The sequence below is a fragment of the Parasediminibacterium schistidii genome, assembly GCF_046546515.1.
Taxonomy (GTDB): Bacteria; Bacteroidota; Bacteroidia; order Chitinophagales; family Chitinophagaceae; genus Parasediminibacterium.
On sequence record NZ_JBKHKJ010000024.1, the window covers coordinates 1 to 20,220 of the forward strand.

At 39.3% G+C, this 20,220-nt stretch carries 18 protein-coding genes; 7 read left to right on the top strand and 11 right to left on the bottom strand.

The window, feature by feature from the left end:
- Positions 1-379 (top strand): hypothetical protein (locus tag ACHFIY_RS13730; RefSeq protein ID WP_410846676.1); only part of this gene is annotated, 379 nt, incomplete at its 5' end.
- Positions 380-508: 129 nt separating this feature from the next.
- Positions 509-1,339, top strand: a complete 831-nt coding sequence (locus ACHFIY_RS13735) for a glycosyltransferase family 2 protein (protein WP_410846677.1) — start codon at positions 509-511, stop codon at positions 1,337-1,339.
- A 108-nt stretch (positions 1,340-1,447) separates the two neighbouring features.
- Here ACHFIY_RS13735 and truA read toward each other — a convergent pair whose 3' ends face one another.
- The 3 genes from truA to ACHFIY_RS13750 form a co-directional block, all read right to left on the bottom strand.
- Positions 1,448-2,188 (bottom strand): tRNA pseudouridine(38-40) synthase TruA, encoded by a 741-nt coding sequence (truA, locus tag ACHFIY_RS13740; protein ID WP_410846678.1) that lies wholly within the window; start codon positions 2,186-2,188, stop codon positions 1,448-1,450.
- A 3-nt stretch (positions 2,189-2,191) separates the two neighbouring features.
- Positions 2,192-2,968: a DUF4476 domain-containing protein gene (locus tag ACHFIY_RS13745; protein WP_410846679.1), complete on the bottom strand. Its 777-nt coding sequence runs from the start codon at positions 2,966-2,968 to the stop codon at positions 2,192-2,194.
- A gap of 70 nt (positions 2,969-3,038) precedes the next feature.
- The gene (locus ACHFIY_RS13750; RefSeq protein ID WP_410846680.1) at positions 3,039-5,135 is read right to left on the bottom strand and encodes a ComEC/Rec2 family competence protein; all 2,097 of its coding nucleotides are present in this window, start codon (positions 5,133-5,135) and stop codon (positions 3,039-3,041) included.
- Between the two features lie 498 nt (positions 5,136-5,633).
- On the opposite strand from ACHFIY_RS13750, the gene ACHFIY_RS13755 reads away from it, so the two are divergent.
- Entirely contained in the window at positions 5,634-6,125 is a 492-nt protein-coding gene (locus ACHFIY_RS13755) for a hypothetical protein (RefSeq protein WP_410846681.1), read from the top strand.
- Positions 6,126-6,691: 566 nt separating this feature from the next.
- On the opposite strand, the gene ACHFIY_RS13760 is transcribed toward ACHFIY_RS13755, so the two are convergent.
- Positions 6,692-7,057, bottom strand: a complete 366-nt coding sequence (locus ACHFIY_RS13760; protein WP_410846682.1) for a hypothetical protein — start codon at positions 7,055-7,057, stop codon at positions 6,692-6,694.
- Positions 7,058-7,647: 590 nt separating this feature from the next.
- Between ACHFIY_RS13760 and ACHFIY_RS13765 the strand changes: the two genes are divergently transcribed.
- The 4 genes from ACHFIY_RS13765 to ACHFIY_RS13780 are packed head-to-tail and all read left to right on the top strand — an operon-like array spanning position 7,648 to position 11,606.
- Positions 7,648-8,460: a sensor histidine kinase gene (locus tag ACHFIY_RS13765; RefSeq protein ID WP_410846683.1), complete on the top strand. Its 813-nt coding sequence runs from the start codon at positions 7,648-7,650 to the stop codon at positions 8,458-8,460.
- Positions 8,461-8,493: 33 nt separating this feature from the next.
- A complete protein-coding gene (locus tag ACHFIY_RS13770; protein ID WP_410846684.1) occupies positions 8,494-9,168 on the top strand; it encodes a response regulator in 675 nt (224 codons plus the stop codon).
- 40 nt (positions 9,169-9,208) lie between these two features.
- Positions 9,209-10,408, top strand: a complete 1,200-nt coding sequence (locus ACHFIY_RS13775) for a DNA polymerase III subunit (protein ID WP_410846685.1) — start codon at positions 9,209-9,211, stop codon at positions 10,406-10,408.
- 16 nt (positions 10,409-10,424) lie between these two features.
- A complete protein-coding gene (locus ACHFIY_RS13780) occupies positions 10,425-11,606 on the top strand; it encodes an amidohydrolase family protein (protein ID WP_410846686.1) in 1,182 nt (393 codons plus the stop codon).
- 78 nt (positions 11,607-11,684) lie between these two features.
- Here ACHFIY_RS13780 and recO read toward each other — a convergent pair whose 3' ends face one another.
- The 7 genes from recO to ACHFIY_RS13815 all read right to left on the bottom strand — a co-directional run bounded on the left by recO (position 11,685) and on the right by ACHFIY_RS13815 (position 19,712).
- Positions 11,685-12,425, bottom strand: coding sequence for a DNA repair protein RecO (gene recO / locus ACHFIY_RS13785; protein WP_410846687.1), 741 nt, complete (start codon positions 12,423-12,425; stop codon positions 11,685-11,687).
- A 139-nt stretch (positions 12,426-12,564) separates the two neighbouring features.
- Complete coding sequence (locus tag ACHFIY_RS13790; RefSeq protein WP_410846688.1) at positions 12,565-13,830, bottom strand: WcaI family glycosyltransferase; 1,266 nt, start codon at positions 13,828-13,830, stop codon at positions 12,565-12,567.
- Between the two features lie 316 nt (positions 13,831-14,146).
- On the bottom strand, positions 14,147-14,989 hold the full coding sequence (locus tag ACHFIY_RS13795) for a glycosyltransferase family 2 protein (protein WP_410846689.1): 843 nt from the start codon (positions 14,987-14,989) through the stop codon (positions 14,147-14,149).
- A 9-nt stretch (positions 14,990-14,998) separates the two neighbouring features.
- Positions 14,999-15,541: a WcaF family extracellular polysaccharide biosynthesis acetyltransferase gene (locus ACHFIY_RS13800; protein ID WP_410846690.1), complete on the bottom strand. Its 543-nt coding sequence runs from the start codon at positions 15,539-15,541 to the stop codon at positions 14,999-15,001.
- Positions 15,542-15,782: 241 nt separating this feature from the next.
- Complete coding sequence (locus ACHFIY_RS13805) at positions 15,783-17,000, bottom strand: glycosyltransferase (RefSeq protein ID WP_410846691.1); 1,218 nt, start codon at positions 16,998-17,000, stop codon at positions 15,783-15,785.
- Between the two features lie 7 nt (positions 17,001-17,007).
- Positions 17,008-18,162, bottom strand: coding sequence for a glycosyltransferase family 4 protein (locus tag ACHFIY_RS13810; RefSeq protein WP_410846692.1), 1,155 nt, complete (start codon positions 18,160-18,162; stop codon positions 17,008-17,010).
- A 248-nt stretch (positions 18,163-18,410) separates the two neighbouring features.
- The gene (locus ACHFIY_RS13815) at positions 18,411-19,712 is read right to left on the bottom strand and encodes a hypothetical protein (protein ID WP_410846693.1); all 1,302 of its coding nucleotides are present in this window, start codon (positions 19,710-19,712) and stop codon (positions 18,411-18,413) included.
- Positions 19,713-20,220 lie beyond the last annotated feature (508 nt).

The window sequence follows — 20,220 nt, forward strand, 5'->3', positions numbered from 1 at the left end:
GAAAGAGATTATCAAAAAATTTAAGTTTAAAGACAGCGGCATTGTTCTTAACGCACCATTGACACTAAAGGAAGAATTTGAAAAACTTGGCTTTAAGACAAACTTTGACAATAAAGTTAAAAACGCCAATACATTGGTTTTTATCTATGACAATAAAGCGTATTTGAACTTTCTAGAAGCAAGTTTAAAAAATATAGAATACGACAGCGTGTTATGGTTTGCCTACCCTAAAGGGACATCGAAAATAAAAACAGACATTAATAGGGACACCATTAGGGTAACTGGTGAAGCATTTGGCATTACGACCGTAACAGCCATTTCAATTGACGAGACATGGAGCGCATTGCGTTTTAGACCTATTGAAAAAGTAGGAAAGTGAAAAAAGTATTACTTAATTCACACATTGCGTTATAAATTTGAAAAATTGTATGTTTCTATTTGAGACAAAGTTTATCATTCATCAGAAAATCGCCTCCCCGCAATGGAAAGGGGTTAAACAATAAAGACTATGAGGCCTATTGCCGTTACTGCTTATGCCAAGGAATGCTGGGATGCACTGGAACAGCCCAATGTGATAGAAAAAGTGCGTGCCGCTTATGCTCAGCTTCGTAAAACGGGCGAGCCAGAAGTGTCAATCGTGATGCCTGCATACAACGAGGAAAAGAATATTGTGCAAACGTTGTATTCCTTGTGTCACAACAACACTGGGAAAGCTGTGGAAATAGTGGTGGTAAACAACAATTCTAAAGACAAGACGGAGGAACTGGTGCTGTCTATGGGCGTTACCTGTATTTTAGAGACAAAGCAAGGCATTACAGCAGCCCGCAATGCAGGGCTGGCAGTAGCCAAGGGCAAATATGTGCTGAATGCTGATGCCGACTCTATTTACCCGAAAGACTGGGTGGCAGAAATGGTGAAGCCTTTTGACAAGGACAACGGCATAGCCGTGGTGTATGGCCGATTTGCTTTTATGCCTATTGGCAGCACGGGCAGGCTTACTTATTTTTTTTATGAATACTTTGCCGATGCCATGCGCTTCATGAACAAAAAACTAAAGGACGAGGCGGTGAACGTATATGGGTTTAATTCCGGCTTTAGGCGGGAGCAGGGCCTGCAGGTAGAAGGTTTTAACCACCCCCCAGGCACGAATGAGGATGGCTGGCTGGCTGTAAAACTTCGGGACAAGGGCTTTGGCAAATTATACGCCGTGAAAAGCATAAAAGCATTGGTATGGACAAGTGACCGCCGCATAGAGATAGATGGCGGGTTGTGGAAAGCTACTTTTACAAGGATAAAAAGGGTGTTTTTAAAAGCAGGCAATGACAGGACGGATTTGTAAAATATGGCTTCATACGCGTGTCATTTTTTTTCTTTTCTTTCTTCCTCTTCCCTTAAAACTTTGTGCAGCTTTGTTTCTTTGTGCTTTCGTGGCTTTGTTGCAAAAAATTTATAACAAGCCTTCAGGGTAAGCTACTTCTGCCAAGAAAAGCCCATGGGCGGGCGTATTGAAGTTGGCTTTGGTGCAATCTTTCCCTTCAATTATTTCCTTGAATTGGTTTATGGTAATAATACCCCTGCCTACTTGCAGCATGGTGCCTACTAAGCCCCTTACCATGCCTCGGAGAAAGCGGTTTGCTTTTACCTCATACACCAAGCAATCTTTTTCATAATACCATTGCGAATTCATAATATGGCAAATGAACGTTTTTACCTGTGTGTTCCGTTTAGAAAAAGCAGTGAAGTCAATATGCACCAGTACCATTTTGGCAGCTAGATGCAATGCCTCTATATCTAACGTGTAGGGATAAAACCAAGCTGTTTCGGTTAAAAAAGGGTTGCGTTGGTTGGTTATATAATATTTATAGCAGCGGTGCGTGGCACCAAACCTTGCATGTGCAGTGTCGGGAACCCTAGTGATTTGTTTAATCACAATATCCGAAGGCACAAGTGCATTGAGGTTGTAAATATGTTGTGGCTCTATTGTTATTTCCGTGTCCACATGAAAAAAATTCTGTAAAGCATGCACCCCCGCATCTGTGCGTGACGAGCAGGTAAGTTCAAAAGGCTGTTTGTAGCGTGTTTGCAATGCCGTTTCTATTGCAGCCTGTATGGTAAGGGCATTTGGCTGGCTTTGAAAGCCGCTGTACCGAGTGCCTTTATATGTAAGTTCTATAAAATAGCGAGGCATACACTAAAGCGTTTTTTGGAATTGTTGAATAATTGCAGGTTTAGTCAGTTGTGCCTTTAGGCTAGCATAGTTGCTTGCATCATATATGCTTGGCTTAGCAGCAATAAAAAAAGCCAGTTTATTTGACTCCGATAAAATGAGGAGGCTAAGGTTTTTTACCTGCTCGGCCGAAAAACAGTTTTTGGCAAATGTTTGCTTGGCTATCTCAATCATTTCTTCTTCCGTGGCGGCAGCCGCCATTTGCTTTCTTAAAGTAAGGAAATCGGCATTGGTGGCAATAATACACTCAGGCTTATTGGTTAATTTAGTTGCAACCGAAGGGGGTATTTTTTTTGAAGCATGGGCGTTGCTTTTTGTAGCCGCTTGTTTGACAGGAGCTACAACCGTAGCATTTGTAAAAGTCCCTGGCTTTTGCTGCATACCAGCCAAGGCTACGGAAGATGCCACTGTAGTATATGTTTGTAAATTTACAAGCCCAAAACTACTATCCCTTATTGGTTTTAGCAAAAAACCAAGGTCTTGGCTATTGATACTTACAATAAAATGCTGCTCGGGGTACTTGTTGCCCACAAAACCAATTTCTGCGTCATAATTGCCATTGACCAATTTAGGGATGGTAAGAAAGCCGTTGATAGAGGAGCTGTAGTTTGTTTTGCCATTGAGCAAAAGATAAAATGGTTCTTTGGTGGACGATTCTATGTATAAAAAGCATTTTTGTTGTGCTTGGGCTACACTGCATAATGCTATACATATTAATATGGGTACAATAAGCCGGATCATATTGGTTGTTTAAATCTGTTTTTACAAACATAATACTTTTAGTGGCTATTGAATACTGCTAGCTTCTCTTTTACAATCCCATTATAAAAGCCCCCTTACTAGCCACTGTATAAAAATGCTGCTGCAAGCGGGCAGCATCTTTTTCCCAATATCTTACTTTCCAGGCAGGGTTGGAGGCATCAAATACATATTTCTTGCAATCGAAAATGGAAGGCAACTGGCTGAAATATATTTTAGGATTATGCGTAATGATAATAACATCTGCCTTTATTTTCCTAGAAATAGGTGGGTGCTTGGGCAGTGGCTTGTCAATGATTAGTATTGTTTTTCCATTCGTAGTAATAATATGTTGATACACGGCTATGGTTGGCAGGCTATCGCAGGGGCTTATCCTGTTTAGCACCCGGCAAGGCTGCAAATGAAAATTGCGCAAAAAAGCATCTTCCGCTACTAGGCTGTCGCCAAGAAACTGGTACTGACTGCCTTCCACTATATCAATGGCGGTATGCTGGGGGATATTGTAAACTATAAGTTGCTTTTGTTGTGCTTTAGTTATAAAGTCCATACTCCGTAAAATGATAAAAGTCACTAAAAAGGCCATTGCGGTGAACAACCACTGTTGTTTTTTATACAAAAGCCAGCAGGCAATGCCAATAATGCTGCCATACAAAAGCAATGCCTGTGGGATAGATATTTGGATTCCCTCCCATACCGAGAATGGCAAATCGTTTACACGGGTTATATAATTGTTCATCAGCCCTATTAGCCATGCGGTTATTTTGCCAGTGAGCATGGCAAGCGGCGATATAAAGGAAACTATGAGTAACACTAACTCGGCATACAATATAAAGCCCGACAACGGCACTGCCAGCAAATTAGTAAACAGGAACAAAGTAGGCAACTGGTGGAAATGGTACAAGATAAGCGGCAGGGTAAGTATCTGGGCAGCAATGGTTACCGAACACAAGCCCCACAAACCATGCAATAATTTGTTTTCGAAATAAAACCAATGCTGGATATGTTTAGAGAACAACACAATGCTTAATACGGCAGCATAGCTTAGCTGGAAGCCAACATCCCACAAGCTAAAGGGATTGATTAGTAGGATGACGAAAGCCGATGCTGCTAGGTTGTTGTATATATTGGTTCGCTTGCCAATCCCCTCGCCAAGGGCAATAAAAGTAAACATAACTGCACTGCGCAAAATAGACGGGGCTGCGCCGGCTATAAAACTAAAGCCCCATAGAACAATTATTATAGTAACTGGCTTGGCTAGTTTTATCCATCTGCTAGGTTTAAAAAAAGAGAACAAGCTCACTATCAGGCCGTAGATCATGCCTAGGTGCAGCCCAGAAATAGCAATGATATGAACCACGCCCGTATTGCTGTAAGCCTGCACAAGTTCACGATCCAGGTCGTCCCGGTAGCCTATCAGTAGTGCTTCTGCCACGCTTAGTTGACTTGTGCCGGGGATGTTTTTCCTTAGGATGGCCAAGACTGCAAACCTTGCCTTGAAAATCCATGCGTCGAGCAAAGATGTCTTAGTGGTTTTTAACAATAGATAATTAGGCGTTGATAAAAAAGCCTGGTAATAGGTATGCTGAAAAGCGCAGTACTGCTGGTAATTGAACCCGCCGGGGTTGCCTGCTCTGGAAATGGCAGACAATGGTTTTGTAACTACTAGCTGGCTGCCATAATGCAATGAAGGCAGTGTGGTGTCTTTTTTAAAATACAGCAGCACATTCCCATCCACTTGCTGCCATTGGTTGTTTATCAAAATAGCTTCCGCTTTTGCCAGTGCCTTCAACGACTTTGCTTTTGTTACCAAAGGTTCTTGCAGGGTTAGCAACACAGGTTGGCCTTCTTTGTAATGGTTGCCTAGCCAGGAACTATCATTTGCTCCATTTTTAGTAAAACTAAGAATGCCGCCCAAGGCAACAAATAATATAGCCAAGGCACACCCAGCCAGCCAGCCGAATGAAAATTGAAACCCTAGCTTGGCAAACCTGAAAACCGCAAGCACAAACAGCGCCATGGCTGCTACCAGCAAAAAAGGGAATATGGGAATATTGCCATGATATTGAACCAATATGCCTATAGCAAGGGCAACAAGATGCCGCAAGATGGGTGCCTTTTTTAGGATAATATTGGTAGCCTGATTTTTCATGCAGTATTTAGAAAGGTTGAAAGAGTCTTAAAAAATGCTCATCATCACAGTATAATGTGATAATGAACTATTACCAAAAAGCCTCCCATTTGCTTTGGCATTGAGAGGCTTTTTGATAATAGTCATAAGATAGGAATTTCACAGAACGTTGGATTTCAAACGGGCGAGTATGGTTGAATGGTGAATGTCGGTAAAGCATTTGGATTAAACGGTAAAATGCCCCAATTATTTTACACGGTATTTTTCTGCACTTTTTACGCAAAAATTTTTGCGTAAAAAGTGCAGTTTTTGTTGCGTGTTTGACTATGATTTTTGTGTTGGTTACACGGTATTTTTCTTGCGGTTTTTACGCAAAAATATTGATAATCACATACATTATATATTATAGTATATTGATAATCAATGTATTATGCCTTTCAGGAATGATAAAAATGAATGAAGAGTAGATAGTTTTATACTGTTGAAATATAAAATAATTAAACTCAAAAATTTATAATCATGATTGCAATTGACAAAAAACCCCTAAGTGTTGGAAATTACGTTTCTACCGAGCATGTTGATACTGTAATTAAAAGCTACAAGAAAGAACGCTGGGTACACAACAGCGAAAGAATTGGCAAAGAAGACAGTCTTAGTGGCTGGTGGAGCATAGAAGAAATGGAAGATTACTTGGAACAAGCTAAAATGCACGGGGCTGATGGCGTTAAGTTGTATTTTGGTGCATATCCTAGCGATTATGTAGAAGAACCATTATATGCAGGCAGGCAAACATTGGTAATGGTAGCCACAAGGCAAAAAGAATGTGCTGATGGTGCCATTGCAAATAAGGATATTTATGTTAATAGGAACAATAAACCTGCATTAATTGCATATAACCGTATACAATTATGCCCGCCAAGCTGTAAGAAAGACACCAGCTTAGATATAGAATCTCCAGAAATTGGCGTTACAATAGTTGATCGTGGTGCTGGTGGTTTTGTAGTGATTTAAATAGTGTTTATATAAACCACAAAACAAAAAAAGTGTCCAAATGGACGCTTTTTTTGTTTTGTGGTTTATTCTCTTTTATTTCGATGCAATATGGCAGCTCAAATTGCAATTTTTTTTATTTTTCTAGGATTTCTTCTTTCTACCATTTTAGTTTTCAAGAAGGAGATGCCATTTTTTTTAAGGCCATTTTCGGCATTATTGCTAATTACTTTTTTGGTAGAAGTAACAGCACAAATTCTTGTTAGCCAAAAAATGCATACACTTGCGCTATATAATTTTTTTGGCTTAGTAGAAACACCATTATATATATATATTATAAATTGCTTAATCAAAACAGAAAATATCAAAAAAATTTCTACTTATTTAATAATATTCCAATTCTGTTTTGATATTTTTGATTTTATATTTATTCAGGCATCAGATACATTACATACAATACCTTATTCAACAGGATCATTAATTATTATTTTTCTTTGTATTTATTATTTTTACGAGTTGTTTACCATACCCAACTATATTCGGTTAATAAAAGACCCTGGATTTTGGATATGTACAGGCTTGCTATTTTATACTAGTGTAAGCTTTCCTATTTTGGTATCTATAAACATCATGCGGAATTTTCCTATGCAACTTGGGCGTTTGATAGGCGTGGTAAGTAGTGCCATGAATATTATTATGTACCTGCTTTTTTGTGTTGCTTTTTTGGTATTGTACAAACCCCAAAAAATGTTGCCTAGCAGCAAAGGACGGTAAGGGTGCATTTCAAAATTTCGTTTTTTGTTGTTTTGTTTTTGGCAGAAACTGGAAATATTTAATTCAATGTCTTGATATTTGGCACTTAAAAAGTATCCTATACGGGGGAATATTTGGATACCAATGGGGGAATATTTCCTCCAAGTAGGATTTTTATTTTGGGCTATATACCTAGCCATGCTAATTTTACATTAAAGGAGGAATTTGGGCATCTTGGCCTTTCCTCCCGAATCGAATGTTAGGTTGCTAAGGAAAATGATAATTCACCATCTAAATCTTATCAGTTTCTTATCAATAAACTATCATTTTCTTATAATAAAACTATCATTCCATTATCAATAAATTATAATAAAATTCACTTAAATTATCATAAAAAATGAGGCTAAAAAAACAAAAACAACTGAATATCAATGAGTTATAGGCAAAAAAGGAAAATAGCAAAAAAATAAACTAATAAAAAACAAGAAATAACCCATGTGAAATATTCGCTCAAGCTTTCGCATTCCCCTCCTTTGTTCTTGCTACATCTCCCTTGTTCTTGCCCCCTTTCCCTTTGGAGAGGGTTGGGCTGAGACCGGGCTGGGGTCGGATTAGTGGGCGGGTCTTTCACAATCAATTATCTATCCTTCCTTTAAATAGAAACCAATGACAATGAAAAGCGAAGATTTGAAATGCACCTGACAGTAAGCCAAAAGCATTTTGTTACTTTTTATTTCTTTTCTTTGTACCACTTTGAGCCTCTTTGGCTTTGTGGCAAAAAATACCCTCAATGCACTCTACCAATCAGGAAATTATCTTTGTCATAGCGGTTGCTTGTGCTATTGCACTGCTAATGGTGGTTTTTATTATTACTATTTTGTTTTTCTATCAACGTAGGCAGAACAGGCAAGAGCGGGAAATAATGGAAATGAAGGAGCAATACCAAAAAGAACTGCTGAACAGCCAGTTGGAAATGCAGGAAAATACGATGAAGCAAATAAGCGTGGAGCTGCACGACAACATAAAGCAGCAATTACTGCTGGTGAACATGACACTTAATTCATTGCTTGGCGAGGCCGATAGTTCGCTATATGGTGCCTTACAGGAAACCCGAACGGAAGTAAACAATATTATAAACGATGTTGGGCAACTTTCGCACAGCCTACATACAGACAGGGTAATGCAGATAGGCTTGCTGGATTCCATTCACTTTGAAGTGGAAAAATTAAAAAGAGTAAGGACTTTAGCTGTAACATTACGCCTTGCCGCACGTTACAATTACTACGATGGGCAAACAAGCACATTTATTTTCCGGATGTTCCAGGAAATATTGCAGAACATCATTAAACATGCGTGTGCTACCGAGGTAAATATTGATGTTTTTGACAAAGATGAAACACACTTTGTTATACAGGTGCAGGACAATGGGGTTGGGTTCGTTGTAAAAACAGTAGATGCAAGTGCAAAGCCGTCTGGAATTGGGTTGATGAACTTGTACAATCGTGCTAAATTGATAGGGGCAACAATAGATATAAATAGCGTGCTACAAAAAGGTACGATAGTTTCCCTAACTTTACCTATTCCCGAAGAAGAGGAAGTTTAAAATAAAACAATCCAATTAAGCGGATTTGAAAGAATGGCGAAAAAAATAGATAAAATAGAAGTTGCGTTGGCAGACGATCATCAATTGGTTCGTAATGCTGTGTCTAGGTTGGTTGCTTCGTTTACTAATTGTTCTGTTTTGTTTCAAGCTGCCAATGGCGAAGAGGTACAGGAACAATTGAAAAAAAACATTATACCAGATGTGTTATTACTAGACATTAGTATGCCTGTGATGGATGGTTTTGAAACAGCACAATGGATGTCAAAAAATTATCCGCAAGTGCGGATCCTTGCCTTAACCATGGAAACCGACGAGCAAAGCATAATAAAGATGCTTAGGTGCGGCGCTAAAGGCTTCTTATCAAAAAATACGGAACCTACAGAGTTGAACAAAGCCATCAACACGGTAATGCTAAAGGATATTTACATGCCAGAGGAAATGTCGTGGAAGCTGGTAACTGGGTTACAAAACGAAGCCCAAATGGCAGCCCAGCTAGATACATTAAGCGACAATGAAAAAAGGTTCCTAGCACTAACATGCACCGAGCTTTCCTACCCAGATATAGCCAAAAAGATGTTTATCAGCTTGCGCACGGTGGACAATTATAGGGCTACTTTATATGACAAGCTGAAAGTGCATTCAAGAACCGGGTTGTCTTTATATGCCATCAAGAACGGTTTGGCAGAAATTGAATTGCCTAACCCATAAAATGAAACTAATTTTTTAATGTGTTGCTATCTTCACAGCCATGCAATTTAAAGATGTAATTGGCCAGCAGGCCGTAAAGCAGCACTTAGTAGAAATGCTAGAGCAAAACCGCCTTAGCCATGCCCTTTTGTTCTTGGGCAAGGAAGGCTACGGTGCGTTGCCGCTGGCACTGGCTTTTGCACAATTAATTGTATGCCAGCCTGCCCCATCCCCCGTGGTGGAAGATTTGTTTGGAGGCATGTCTGCCTTGGAAACGAAGCCCAGTTTTATTGGCCCAGAAAACCTGGAAGAGCAGGATGCCTACCAGCGGGCAGCACAACTAATACACCCCGATTTGCATTTTTCGTACCCCATAATACCCCGCAAGCCCGGCGACAAGCCCAAAAGCAGCGACTACATTGCAGAATGGAGGGAATTTGTAAAACAATCGCCCTATAGCAATGTTTATGACTGGCTACAATATATAGGAGCAGAAAATAAGCAAGGAAATATTACTGCCGAGGAATGCAACGACATTATGCGGCAACTGAGCCTGAAAAGCTTTGAAAGCGAATACAAAGTGCTATTGCTTTGGATGCCCGAATACCTTGGTAAGGAAGGCAATAAGCTGCTGAAACTAATAGAGGAGCCACCACCCAATACTATTTTTATATTGGTGGCGGCAGACGAAGAACAAATTTTGCCTACCATACTCAGCCGCTGTCAGTTGGTAAAAATTCCCATGCTTGAAAACAAAGACATTGAAGAAGCGTTAGTAGCAAGAGCCAATGCCACTACTGAAAACGCATTGCAAATAGCTGCCATTGCGGAAGGCAACTACAGGGAAGCATTGCAAATACTGCAACATAATGAGGAAGACTGGCAGGGCCTACTAAAAGAATGGCTTAACAGCACGCTCCGTGGCGGACCTGTGGCACAGGTAAAATTTGCGGATGAAGCCAGTAAGCTAGGGCGTGAAAAGCAAAAGCAGTTTTTGCGGTATTTCAACCATTTAATAGGGCAAAGCATCCGCATAAAAGTTTTAGGGGCAAATGGCTTTGCCATGGCAGACAATGAGCTGGACTTTGCCTTGCGGCTAAATAAAATTGCCTCTGTAAGCCAGCAGCAAGCTATTATAGAAGAGCTGGACAAAGCATCTTATTATATAGAACGCAATGCGAATGGCAAAATGTTGTTCATGGCATTGACGCTTAGAATGTACCATATTATTCAAAACAAAGTGGTGGTAGGTACTAGGTAGTGTGTAAAATATAACAATGGCATATAAAAAATTCATTGGGGATTATTTGTTTACTGGCACAACAATGCTGGGAGGGGATAATGTATTAATTACTGATGAAAGGGGGGGGGTGCAAGCAATTGTACCGATGGCAGAAGCTGGGGAAGGCATTGAAAAGCTATCTGGCATTATTAGTCCTGGGTTTATCAATTGCCATTGCCACTTGGAACTTAGCCACATGAAAGGGGCTTTGCCAGAGCATACTGGCCTCGTGAATTTCATACTGGCTATATTGCAACAACGCCATGCCTCGGAGGATACGATTTATGCTGCAATGGCTAAGGCAGAAACGGAAATGCTAAACAATGGCATTGTAGCCGTGGGCGATATTAGCAACAATTTTTTTTCGCTTGAACAGAAGAAAAAGCAGAGGCTTTACTACCATAATTTTATAGAGGTAAGCGGTTTTTCGCCAGCAATGGCACAGCACCGTTTTGATGCGGCCATGCAAGTATATGATGTTTTTTTGGCCGAATTCCCTGCACAAACATCGCTTGTGCCGCATTCGCCTTATTCGGTTTCGCCAAAATTATTTCAACTGATTGATGGCATTACTGGTACCATTTCTTCTATCCATAACCAAGAAACTGCCGCCGAGAACGAGTTTTATTTGACAGGCAAAGGTGATTTTAATCGTTTGTACGAGACAATTGGCGTTAACCTAAATGCTTTCTACCAACCGTCTGGAAAATCTAGCTTGCAAACCGTGCTTCCGCTGGTAAGTAAGCCACAACAATTGCTGTTGGTGCATGATACATTTACCACACAACCCGATATTGACTGGCTTCAGTCATTGCCGCAGGCGCAGCAATATTTCTTTTGCATTTGTGCCAATGCCAACTTGTACATAGAAAACAAGCTCCCCCCAGTAGATTTGTTTTTACAAAACAATTGTTTACTGGTTATTGGCACAGATAGCTTGGCAAGCAATCACTCATTGAGTATTTTGGATGAAATAATAACTATTACTAAGCAATTCTCTCAAATACCCCTGCCCACTATTTTGCAATGGGCAACGTTAAATAGTGCAAAGGCACTGCAAATGGACAGCCATCTAGGCAGTTTTGAACCAGGTAAAAAACCGGGTGTCATACAAATAACCAATTTGAACGAAGATGGGGCTATAAATAAGGATAGTAAAGTAAAAGTGATTTTATAGTTGAATAGGCATTTGATGCTTCTGCCTACATTTGTTTAGTGTCCCTTTTAGCCTTCGTGCCTTGGTGGCGAGACAAAACTACCCCAATATTTCATGCAGTACAGGCAATGTTTTTAGTATCCCAAAGTCGGTAATATGCAGCGAGAGGTATTGCCCATAAGCTTCCAGCAGTTGAATACGCACCTGCCTGTTTAGTTTGATGTTTTCCAAATCCGTATAATAAACAATATTGTTTATTTGAGAAGTGAGCATGGCTAGCTCGTCTGTAAGGTAGTAAGCATGGTTTGGCGTTTCTGGCACAAAAAAGCCCTCTGCCAAATCTAAATAAGGGGTAGCTAAGCTATAATTTCCTTGTACTTGAAAGCCAAGTTGGTTGCCTAGGTGCAGCATAAAATACAAGGGCAGGTTGGCCGTAAGTGCATTACTACCTTTATCTACTTGCTGCAAAGTGTTTTCTATCAGGTAAAACAAGTCGGGGTTGGCTTCTGGCTGTTTTAGGGTATGCTGTAGCACTTCTACTATGTACATGGATACGCAGTTTTTTACCACGTCTGCTTGTATGGCTTGGTATGGGTATGCCAGGTGGTATTCCTTGATAAACTGGAGATGCTTTTGCTCGTTGTGGTAAACAGCCATGTCTAAAATAGTTGCTGCCTGAAAGTAAACAGCCTTGCCTTGCTTGCCCTTGGCAGCTTGCCTTGCCCCTTTTACAATATAGCTCTGCACGCCAAAAAGCTCGGTGTATATGGTGGTGATAATACTAGTGTCGCCATATTTCACGGTGCGCAAAACAATCCCCTTGGTATTGTGCAATTGCATGTTTGCAAAATACGGTGTTTAGGGGCAAGATATACAAATGTTGTTTTGTGTTTGTTGGCAGGAGCTGTGTAGAAAGTGTAGCTAAACTGTTTTTGCTTTGGATTCTAGCCATGCAGGCTTAGTATATGCTTATTGCGTCTTAGTTAACTAACCTATTTGAGGGAGTACTATTAATAGATAATAAAAAACGCTCAATGATATGCTCTTTTAAAAGATGATTTTTTGCATACGTTAAGGCATTTTTTTTATATCCGTTACAAGTATCTTCACTTGCAAGCAAATAAAGTATTGCTTTATACAATTCGTCAGGAGAAGATGGGGGTACAATTTTGCCCAATGTGTATTTATTAATTAAATGATAAAGCGACCCTGTTTCATTTACTGTAGCTATTAAGCACCCCCCAACTGCCATTATATTGTTTAGCTTGGAAGGGAAAAACAAATCGCCATCTATATTTTTTTGAATAATTAGATGTATGTCTGCCCGGTTTAGCAATACATTGAAGTCCTTGGCAGGTGCCAAATTAAAGAAAATAATATTTTCTAGGTTCTTGTCTTTGCACCTTGCTTCTAAAACCACCCTATATGGGCCTTCGCCACAAATGACAAATAGTATTTCAGGAAATGTTTTTAGTTTATCAGCTACTTCAATCAATATTTCCAGCCCTTGTTTTTCCCCGATAGAACCAGAATAAAGCATTACTTTTTTGTTTTGAAAAGATGCCAGCCCGTTTTTTTGTGGTTCAAAGCCATTAGTTGAAAAAATGGCGCTATCATCAATCCAATTTGGAAATAGCAAGCAGTCTTTTTTTGCTTTTACTTTTGCCGATATTTTAACTTTCATGCCTGCTGAAATGGTGGATATAAAATCTACACGGGCAAGTATTTTTTTTTCCAAAAAGAAAAGGACTTTTAATAATTTTTGGTTACTGATAAGCCTTAAATCTTTGGCAGCATCAATTTGCAGGTCTTGGATGTGGTATATAATTTTTGTTTTTTTAGAAAATAGCTTGTAATACATACCTACAAAACCAAGCAAAAAAGAAGGTGCAATGATGACTAGATAGTCATATTTTTTATCTAAGATAAGTTTTTTGCTTACAGAAATCATACTTAGTAACAAGAAAGAAAAGTCTTGAATCATTCTTTTTCGTCCTGTAGGCTGCTGGGGTATATAAATGGGTATCCTGCTTACATGTACACCATTATGAAATTCTTGCTTAAATTTATTTTGGTAACCTTCATATAGTTTCCACATTGGGTAATAAGGATTTCCGGTAATAATACTCACATCGTATTTTTTAACGTTTGCTAAATAATCACACATTTCTGCTGTGTACTTAGCAATGCCCGTAAACTCTGGGTAATAGTTATACCCAATAAATAGGTATCGTTTTTTTGGCATTAAAAGTTGTTTTATTAAAAGTAGAAAGTAAAATATTTTAGTGTTTTATGTTCACGCTATTGGATTGGTTTTTTGTAATGTAACGATGGGCTATACCCATCGCTAGCATATGACACCCCTTCGGGGCTTTGCGAACCTATTTGCCATAAATCTTTGTTGTATAGGAGTTTTTCGCATTTATCTATAAGGTTTGGCAACTTTTGGAAAGTTGCCAAACCAAAACAAGGAGTTAAGCGAAAAAATTTTATGCACCCTTACTTACCTTGGATTAAATCATTGCACATATTTGAGTCGAATCGTTTTTTCGTTTGTAAAACTAAAAATTAACATCAGTCAACTCTTTTATCCTGCAATAAATATTTAAAAAATAGCTCATTTTAAAAATTGCAAAAACAAACCCTCGTTTGCCATCCCTAAACCCACCCATTAAAATGTAACTGCCAAAAAAAAACAAAATGCCGATAGCAACAGACTGCATTAACTTATATTTTAATTTTTGTTTGTATGTGAAATTTGATTGATTGCTCCCTTTAATATTAAATACAAACCGTTTTGCCTCCCAAGCAGCGTAGTCATTGTGTTTTAGGATATAATGGTTTATACCCCGGTAGTCTTGGTGGTCTATCTTGCTAGAAAAAGCAGCAGTCTTGCCTTGGATAATAGGGTGCTCGTGTATTTCCATATCCAGTTTGCTCCAAGAGTCTTCATCAATCCTTTCATATTCCCCAGAGCCTATTTTAAAAAGGGCTAGTTTGTTTAAAGGATAACCTCCTTTTAACTTTTTGCCCATGAAATATATATTGTATTTCAGCCAATACCCTGCAATATTTGCGTTGGCATCGGCAATCTTATGTGCTAATTCTTTTTTAAAGTCTTCGGTGAGGTATTCATCCGCATCTAAAAACAATATCCAAGAACTAATAAAAGCATAATTGCGGAGCAGCCAATTCCTTTTCTTTGGGAACTTGCCATCCCATTCAAAATTAATGAATGTTGCCCCAAAGGCTTTTGCAATTGCAGGCGTATCATCAGAACTAGAAGAATCTATAATAATAATTTCCTTTACAAAACCTTTGCCGATGGCTTCCAAGCATTTTGGAAGGTTTTTAGCTTCGTTTCTAACAGGAATGGCAATGGTTACATCTAACGGTAATTGCATACTATATATCTATGTAAGGATACGCTTTTTAATGGGTAAACAAGGATTTCCAGAACATATCATCCAAGGAGGCAGGCTTTTTGTTACAACAGAGCAAGCACCCACAACTGCCCCTTCACCAACGGTAATGCCAGGATGGATAAAACATTTGGTTGCTATCCAAACTTTGTCTTCTATCTTGATTGGCTTTGTCTTTAATGGGAACCCCCTATCGGTATAATCGTGTGTGCCTGTGCAAACATAGCTGTCTTGCGAGATCACTACTTTTTTGCCTATACTTATATGGCCTTGCGAGTAAAGGTTTACGCCATTGGCTATGCCGCTATAATCGCCAATTTCAATATTCCAAGGCGCCCAAATGGTAACTTGTGGGTACACATGCACGCCTTTGCCAATTTTTGCACCAAAGCAGCGCAACAAAAAGCTACGCCATTGATGCAACGGCCTAGGGGAGTACCGAAAAAAAACAACATAAACAATACCCCAAACCAACCTGCCAATCCTGTTTTTCAAGGGAAAAGATGCACCAGTATAAGTATCTATGTTTATCATTATTAGTGCTCAATTTGTTTTTGCCACAAAGCCCTAAAGGCTCAAAGTGGCACGAAGGGAAGAAAAAAGAAAAAAAGTTACCATTCAGGTGCAAGTTTGGTTAATCTGCCATGAAGGCACGAAGACACAAAGCGACACAAAGTTTTAAGGGAAGAAGAAGAAAAGAAAAAAATTATGTTATTTATACCTTTAAATCTTTGTGCTTCTTCTTGTTTTCGTGCTTTTGTTGCAAAAACATAGCCTACTTGGAGAGTGGTAACAACTCCCTTTCTTGGGCAAGCAGGCACTCACTAATTTTCGCCGCAGTCTTGTTTAGCGTAAAATGATGGCTGTAACAACTTCCTGCATTTTTACTCATGGTTTGCTTCGCTTCTATCGATAATGCCAACCAGTTTTTTAAAAGTTGTACTATCCCTTCCAATGTATCATCTTCTGCAATACCAGCATTTGAAGCTATTATCTCCTTGTAGATATTTACTTTATTTGTTATTAAAACTGGCTTGCCACATGCTAAGGCCTCTGCCACAGCCAACCCAAAGTTTTCTTGATGGCTAGGCAATACAAATGCCTGAGCAGCATAATATGCACCCCACTTTGCATCGCCTGTCAACATCCCAGTAAAAAAGACTTTTGAAGCGAGGGCCGGGGAATTAGTTACCTTGTTAACATTCATTTTGCCATATTCTGTATCTGCTCCGGGCCCAGCTATAACAAGGTTGGGGATAGGGACCCCATCATTTTCGTTAACAATTATTTCGTATGCATCCAATAATAAATCTACACCTTTCTTCTCGTGTATGCGGCTTAAAAACAAAAGAAAAGGCACTGTATTTTGTGGGGGATAAAAATGATAGAAGGCATTTATAAAGGCTTGTTTGAAATTGGGGGGGGGCGCAATGCCCAAACTAATATTAAACTCAAGCCTAGGCGCATAACCACTAAAAGTTTCCCTTGCCAAGGCCATTTCCTGTTCACAGGTGAATAATAGCCCATCTGCCTGATTAACAACTTTCGCTTCTATTAACCTCCAATAAACCTCATTTCTAATGGCTTTTAGCTTTCTTGTGCTATCGTTTTGGAAATAAGGATCCAACATGCCATGAGGCATAATGTAATAATGCAGGGAAGATTCTGTTTTTTTCTTTATTTTTTGATAAGCTTTTAAGAAAACATACCCATGGGAGAGCCACAAAGCATGAATAATAACTTTATTATAATTCAGTAAATTATTTTCAAGCCAGGCTGAAAAGGCTTTGTTGTACTGCCATAGACCCTTTGCCTTGCCAATGGCGTGTATCACAAAGCTTTCTTGGGAAATATAATATTCAGCAGCATTGTCGAAACAAACAACTTCGTTTTTTATGTTTATTTTTTCTAGTTCAGGAATAATGTCTCTGATAACTTGGCAAGGCCCCCCAGAGAGCGGATCCATGGTTGGAATGATGTGTAAAACGGTCATTATTCGTTTATGAATTAAAAAATTGAATGTACTTCTTTGTTATAATATCTAAACTGTACCGCTCAATGTTTTTTTTGCCTTTTTGAATTAAGTCATCCCTGTATACGCTATCATTTAACTTTTCAAAAGCCAATTTAAAATCGTTTAGATCATGCGGGTTGGCAAAAAGGGCAGCCCCTTCTCCTGCCACTTCTTTCATTGGTTGTAAATTTGAAGTAATTACAGGTGCTTCACATGCCTGTGCTTCTATAATAGGCCAACCAAACCCTTCTGAAAAAGAAGGGAAAATAAATGCAAAACAATTGCTATACAATGTTACTAATTCTTGATGGGTTACATTGCCAATGTCGATTATCCTATCTTGAATTTCTAATTTTTCTACCAGTTGCATCAATTCGGCATTTAGGGCTTCGCCCGCAAATATAAAAACACCACCCCATTCATTTTTAACTGCCCCTAAAAGTTTAATAAGGAGCTGGCGGTTTTTCCTTTCGTGCGAAGTGCCAACGTGAAAAACAAAAGGCACCCCTTCTTTTATCCCAAACTTTTCAAGCGAGGCAATGCTTTCTGCATTGCCAGCGGCATTTTCTTGCTTGGCAAATGCGTTGTTAAATGAATTGGGGATGGCCAACCAATTGGCATTTTTAGGTTTATCTATGCCTGCAAGCCCGGTAAGCTCATTCAGGGTAAACGTTGACACACAGGCTATTTTAGGTATCTGCACAAGATTCCTTAATATCATTTGCTGCAAGTACTTGCCTGTTTTTGTAGACGTACAGTAAGCATCCTTATAGCCCAACGAACCTTTTATGGCCAACACATCGTGGCAGGTGATGCTTGTTTTGTTTTTGGGCAAATATTGATAGTACATGGAATTGGAATGGTCGCAAATATGGTATCGGATATTATTATCCTTTGTAAGCTTTAGTTTCAACAGTTTTATTTTTAAAATAGCTGGAAACAAAAGCCATTTGTCAATATATCCAACCCATTTAGCGATGCCTGTTTTGGTATTGGCAAAAAAATGCCCCAAAATGATTGTAGGCGACCAGATGCTTGCATCTACCCCTTCTTTTGTAAGGCCTAGTAAAAGCATCTCGGCAAACCGGATCATGCTTTCTTGCTCGTCTGATTTATAATTGCCAATTAAAATTATTTTCATATCAGTTTACTGGTATTGAATAGTATTTTAACCACAAGGGTCACAAGGAATAAAAACCACAAGGTACACAAGGCAATACGGATAGCAGGGCACAAAGAATTTGCACAACCCCAAAAAATAGCAGGGTTCCCGCATAGCCTTGTGTCCTTTAAGTGAAACGGTTTACCTAAATATTGCGCCTGCCTTGTGTGCTTTGTGCTAATCCTTTGTGTGCCTTGTGGTAAAACCCCCCCTTCTTCATATTAGGTTTAGTATAACTTACTTTTATTCATTGCCGCCATATTAATACCTGCACCAAAAACGGAAAACCCCAACGAAGTGGGCTGCGCCCATTGTCCTTGCAGCAATAATAAACCAGATGTGCTTATTAAAAGCCAAGCAAGGGGTTCATTTTCTTTTAAAAGGGCCCAGCTTTTTTGTAGGATGTTTACTGTTAATGCACATCGTGCAAGTATAATAACCATCCCTAAAAAGATGCCCATCTCGCCAATTAACCTGCCCCATTCACCCTCTGAAATTAAAAACCCTTTTGCCGACATTAGCCTAGCACCAGCATTGGTGCCCATACCTAAGCCCAAGCCTGCCAAGGAAGTGTTTTGATTGGTTATTGCACCCCACATGCCGCCTAAAAACCTATCTACAAAAACCCCCTGCACACCGCCCTCAATCCTATTGGCATTTTGAAACCTGTCGGAAAATGCAATAGTGGCTATCTGGAAGAACGTAAAAAAATTTAATATAAAAATCAACAATGCAAAAACACCCAAGCCTAACAGTAGCTTCCCAATTAGCTTTGGCTGCTTTAAACTATATAGCAGTAGAAAAATAAACGAGACCACTAATTGAAAAAAAACTGCCCTGCTAATGCTTAATGGAACTGCCGCTATAAGGGCTACGGTGGAAGCGATTAACAGCAACCTATTTTCTTTGATAAATTTACTATCCAACCAAAAATAAAAAATAAAAGCCCCAGCAAAACCATAAAACATAGAAAGCCCATTGGTAAAGGAAAAAGTGCCAGGCACCCTGAAAAAATGCCCTGACCCTGAAAACCCTGAACCTTCCTCGCCACCCACCCCTCGGTTTACCCATGCTGATTGGGGGCTAAACAATTGCATGGCTACCAGTATAGTCATGGCGATATTCAGCCAAAGTATTGTTTTACCTATTTGCAACACATCGTCTTTGTTTAAATAATGTGCTATAATGAATATAAGCGGGTAATGGAGCAAAAAAATGCGCAGGCCATAAACATCCACCAATAAATTGCCATGGCCAAAATAGATGGTTAGGAAAAAAGACAAAATGGTAGCTGACCACACTACCAACACAGAAATAGGGTTTGTGTAAACCTTGCTTTTGAACGATAGGTAAATTAACAGCATAGCAATAGGCTCCCTTGCCAAGAGCAATGGGCTGGCCAAAGAGGGGAACACCCATTTGCGCAATGCCCCTTCAAAAATCAACAAATAAAAATATACCCAAACAAGGTTTTTTACTTGCTTGATATTTTGTTGCTCAGCTAATATATCGTTTGCTACATTTTTCATTTAGTGTTTCTAATCACCACATAGACACATAGGACACGTAGTGCTTTTAGCATTTGTCTGGCTAATTCTTTTTTTGAGTTGCTGGCGAGTGCCAACCGAGCATTGCTTGCAACCATGATGGGGCAAAACTGAAACTTTTATGACCCATTTAGAGGGACATTGCCCGCTTGATTTGGCTGACTTTTGGCACCCTGAATTTATTTTTTAGGCAATCCCGCACCTCAACTCATTGAAATACAGCGTTTTGAGTATTTTACAAGTGAGTGTTTTGTGAGTGAAATGTGAGTGATTTTTGGGTGAAATGTGAGTGATTTGTGAGTGATTTCCGAGGAAAAGTGAGTGATTTGTGAGTGTTTTTTTGAGTATGGACGTAGTTCATAACAATGTTTTTTTGTATATTAAAAATGAGCCCCACAGGACACCGAGCCAAGGCTAGGCTAACCACAAAAAACCTCGGAGGCTTTGAATACCGGCAGCAAGGCAAGGCCAACTAAAGGGCTTGTGCAAA

Coding starts and splice junctions, on each gene's coding strand:
- ACHFIY_RS13735 (WP_410846677.1), top strand. CDS start 509: ATGAGGCCTATTGCCGTTACTGCTTATGCCAAGGAATGCTGGGATGCA.
- truA (WP_410846678.1), bottom strand. CDS start 2,188: ATGCCTCGCTATTTTATAGAACTTACATATAAAGGCACTCGGTACAGC.
- ACHFIY_RS13745 (WP_410846679.1), bottom strand. CDS start 2,968: ATGATCCGGCTTATTGTACCCATATTAATATGTATAGCATTATGCAGT.
- ACHFIY_RS13750 (WP_410846680.1), bottom strand. CDS start 5,135: ATGAAAAATCAGGCTACCAATATTATCCTAAAAAAGGCACCCATCTTG.
- ACHFIY_RS13755 (WP_410846681.1), top strand. CDS start 5,634: ATGATTGCAATTGACAAAAAACCCCTAAGTGTTGGAAATTACGTTTCT.
- ACHFIY_RS13760 (WP_410846682.1), bottom strand. CDS start 7,057: ATGGCTAGGTATATAGCCCAAAATAAAAATCCTACTTGGAGGAAATAT.
- ACHFIY_RS13765 (WP_410846683.1), top strand. CDS start 7,648: ATGCACTCTACCAATCAGGAAATTATCTTTGTCATAGCGGTTGCTTGT.
- ACHFIY_RS13770 (WP_410846684.1), top strand. CDS start 8,494: ATGGCGAAAAAAATAGATAAAATAGAAGTTGCGTTGGCAGACGATCAT.
- ACHFIY_RS13775 (WP_410846685.1), top strand. CDS start 9,209: ATGCAATTTAAAGATGTAATTGGCCAGCAGGCCGTAAAGCAGCACTTA.
- ACHFIY_RS13780 (WP_410846686.1), top strand. CDS start 10,425: ATGGCATATAAAAAATTCATTGGGGATTATTTGTTTACTGGCACAACA.
- recO (WP_410846687.1), bottom strand. CDS start 12,425: ATGCAATTGCACAATACCAAGGGGATTGTTTTGCGCACCGTGAAATAT.
- ACHFIY_RS13790 (WP_410846688.1), bottom strand. CDS start 13,830: ATGCCAAAAAAACGATACCTATTTATTGGGTATAACTATTACCCAGAG.
- ACHFIY_RS13795 (WP_410846689.1), bottom strand. CDS start 14,989: ATGCAATTACCGTTAGATGTAACCATTGCCATTCCTGTTAGAAACGAA.
- ACHFIY_RS13800 (WP_410846690.1), bottom strand. CDS start 15,541: ATGATAAACATAGATACTTATACTGGTGCATCTTTTCCCTTGAAAAAC.
- ACHFIY_RS13805 (WP_410846691.1), bottom strand. CDS start 17,000: ATGACCGTTTTACACATCATTCCAACCATGGATCCGCTCTCTGGGGGG.
- ACHFIY_RS13810 (WP_410846692.1), bottom strand. CDS start 18,162: ATGAAAATAATTTTAATTGGCAATTATAAATCAGACGAGCAAGAAAGC.
- ACHFIY_RS13815 (WP_410846693.1), bottom strand. CDS start 19,712: ATGAAAAATGTAGCAAACGATATATTAGCTGAGCAACAAAATATCAAG.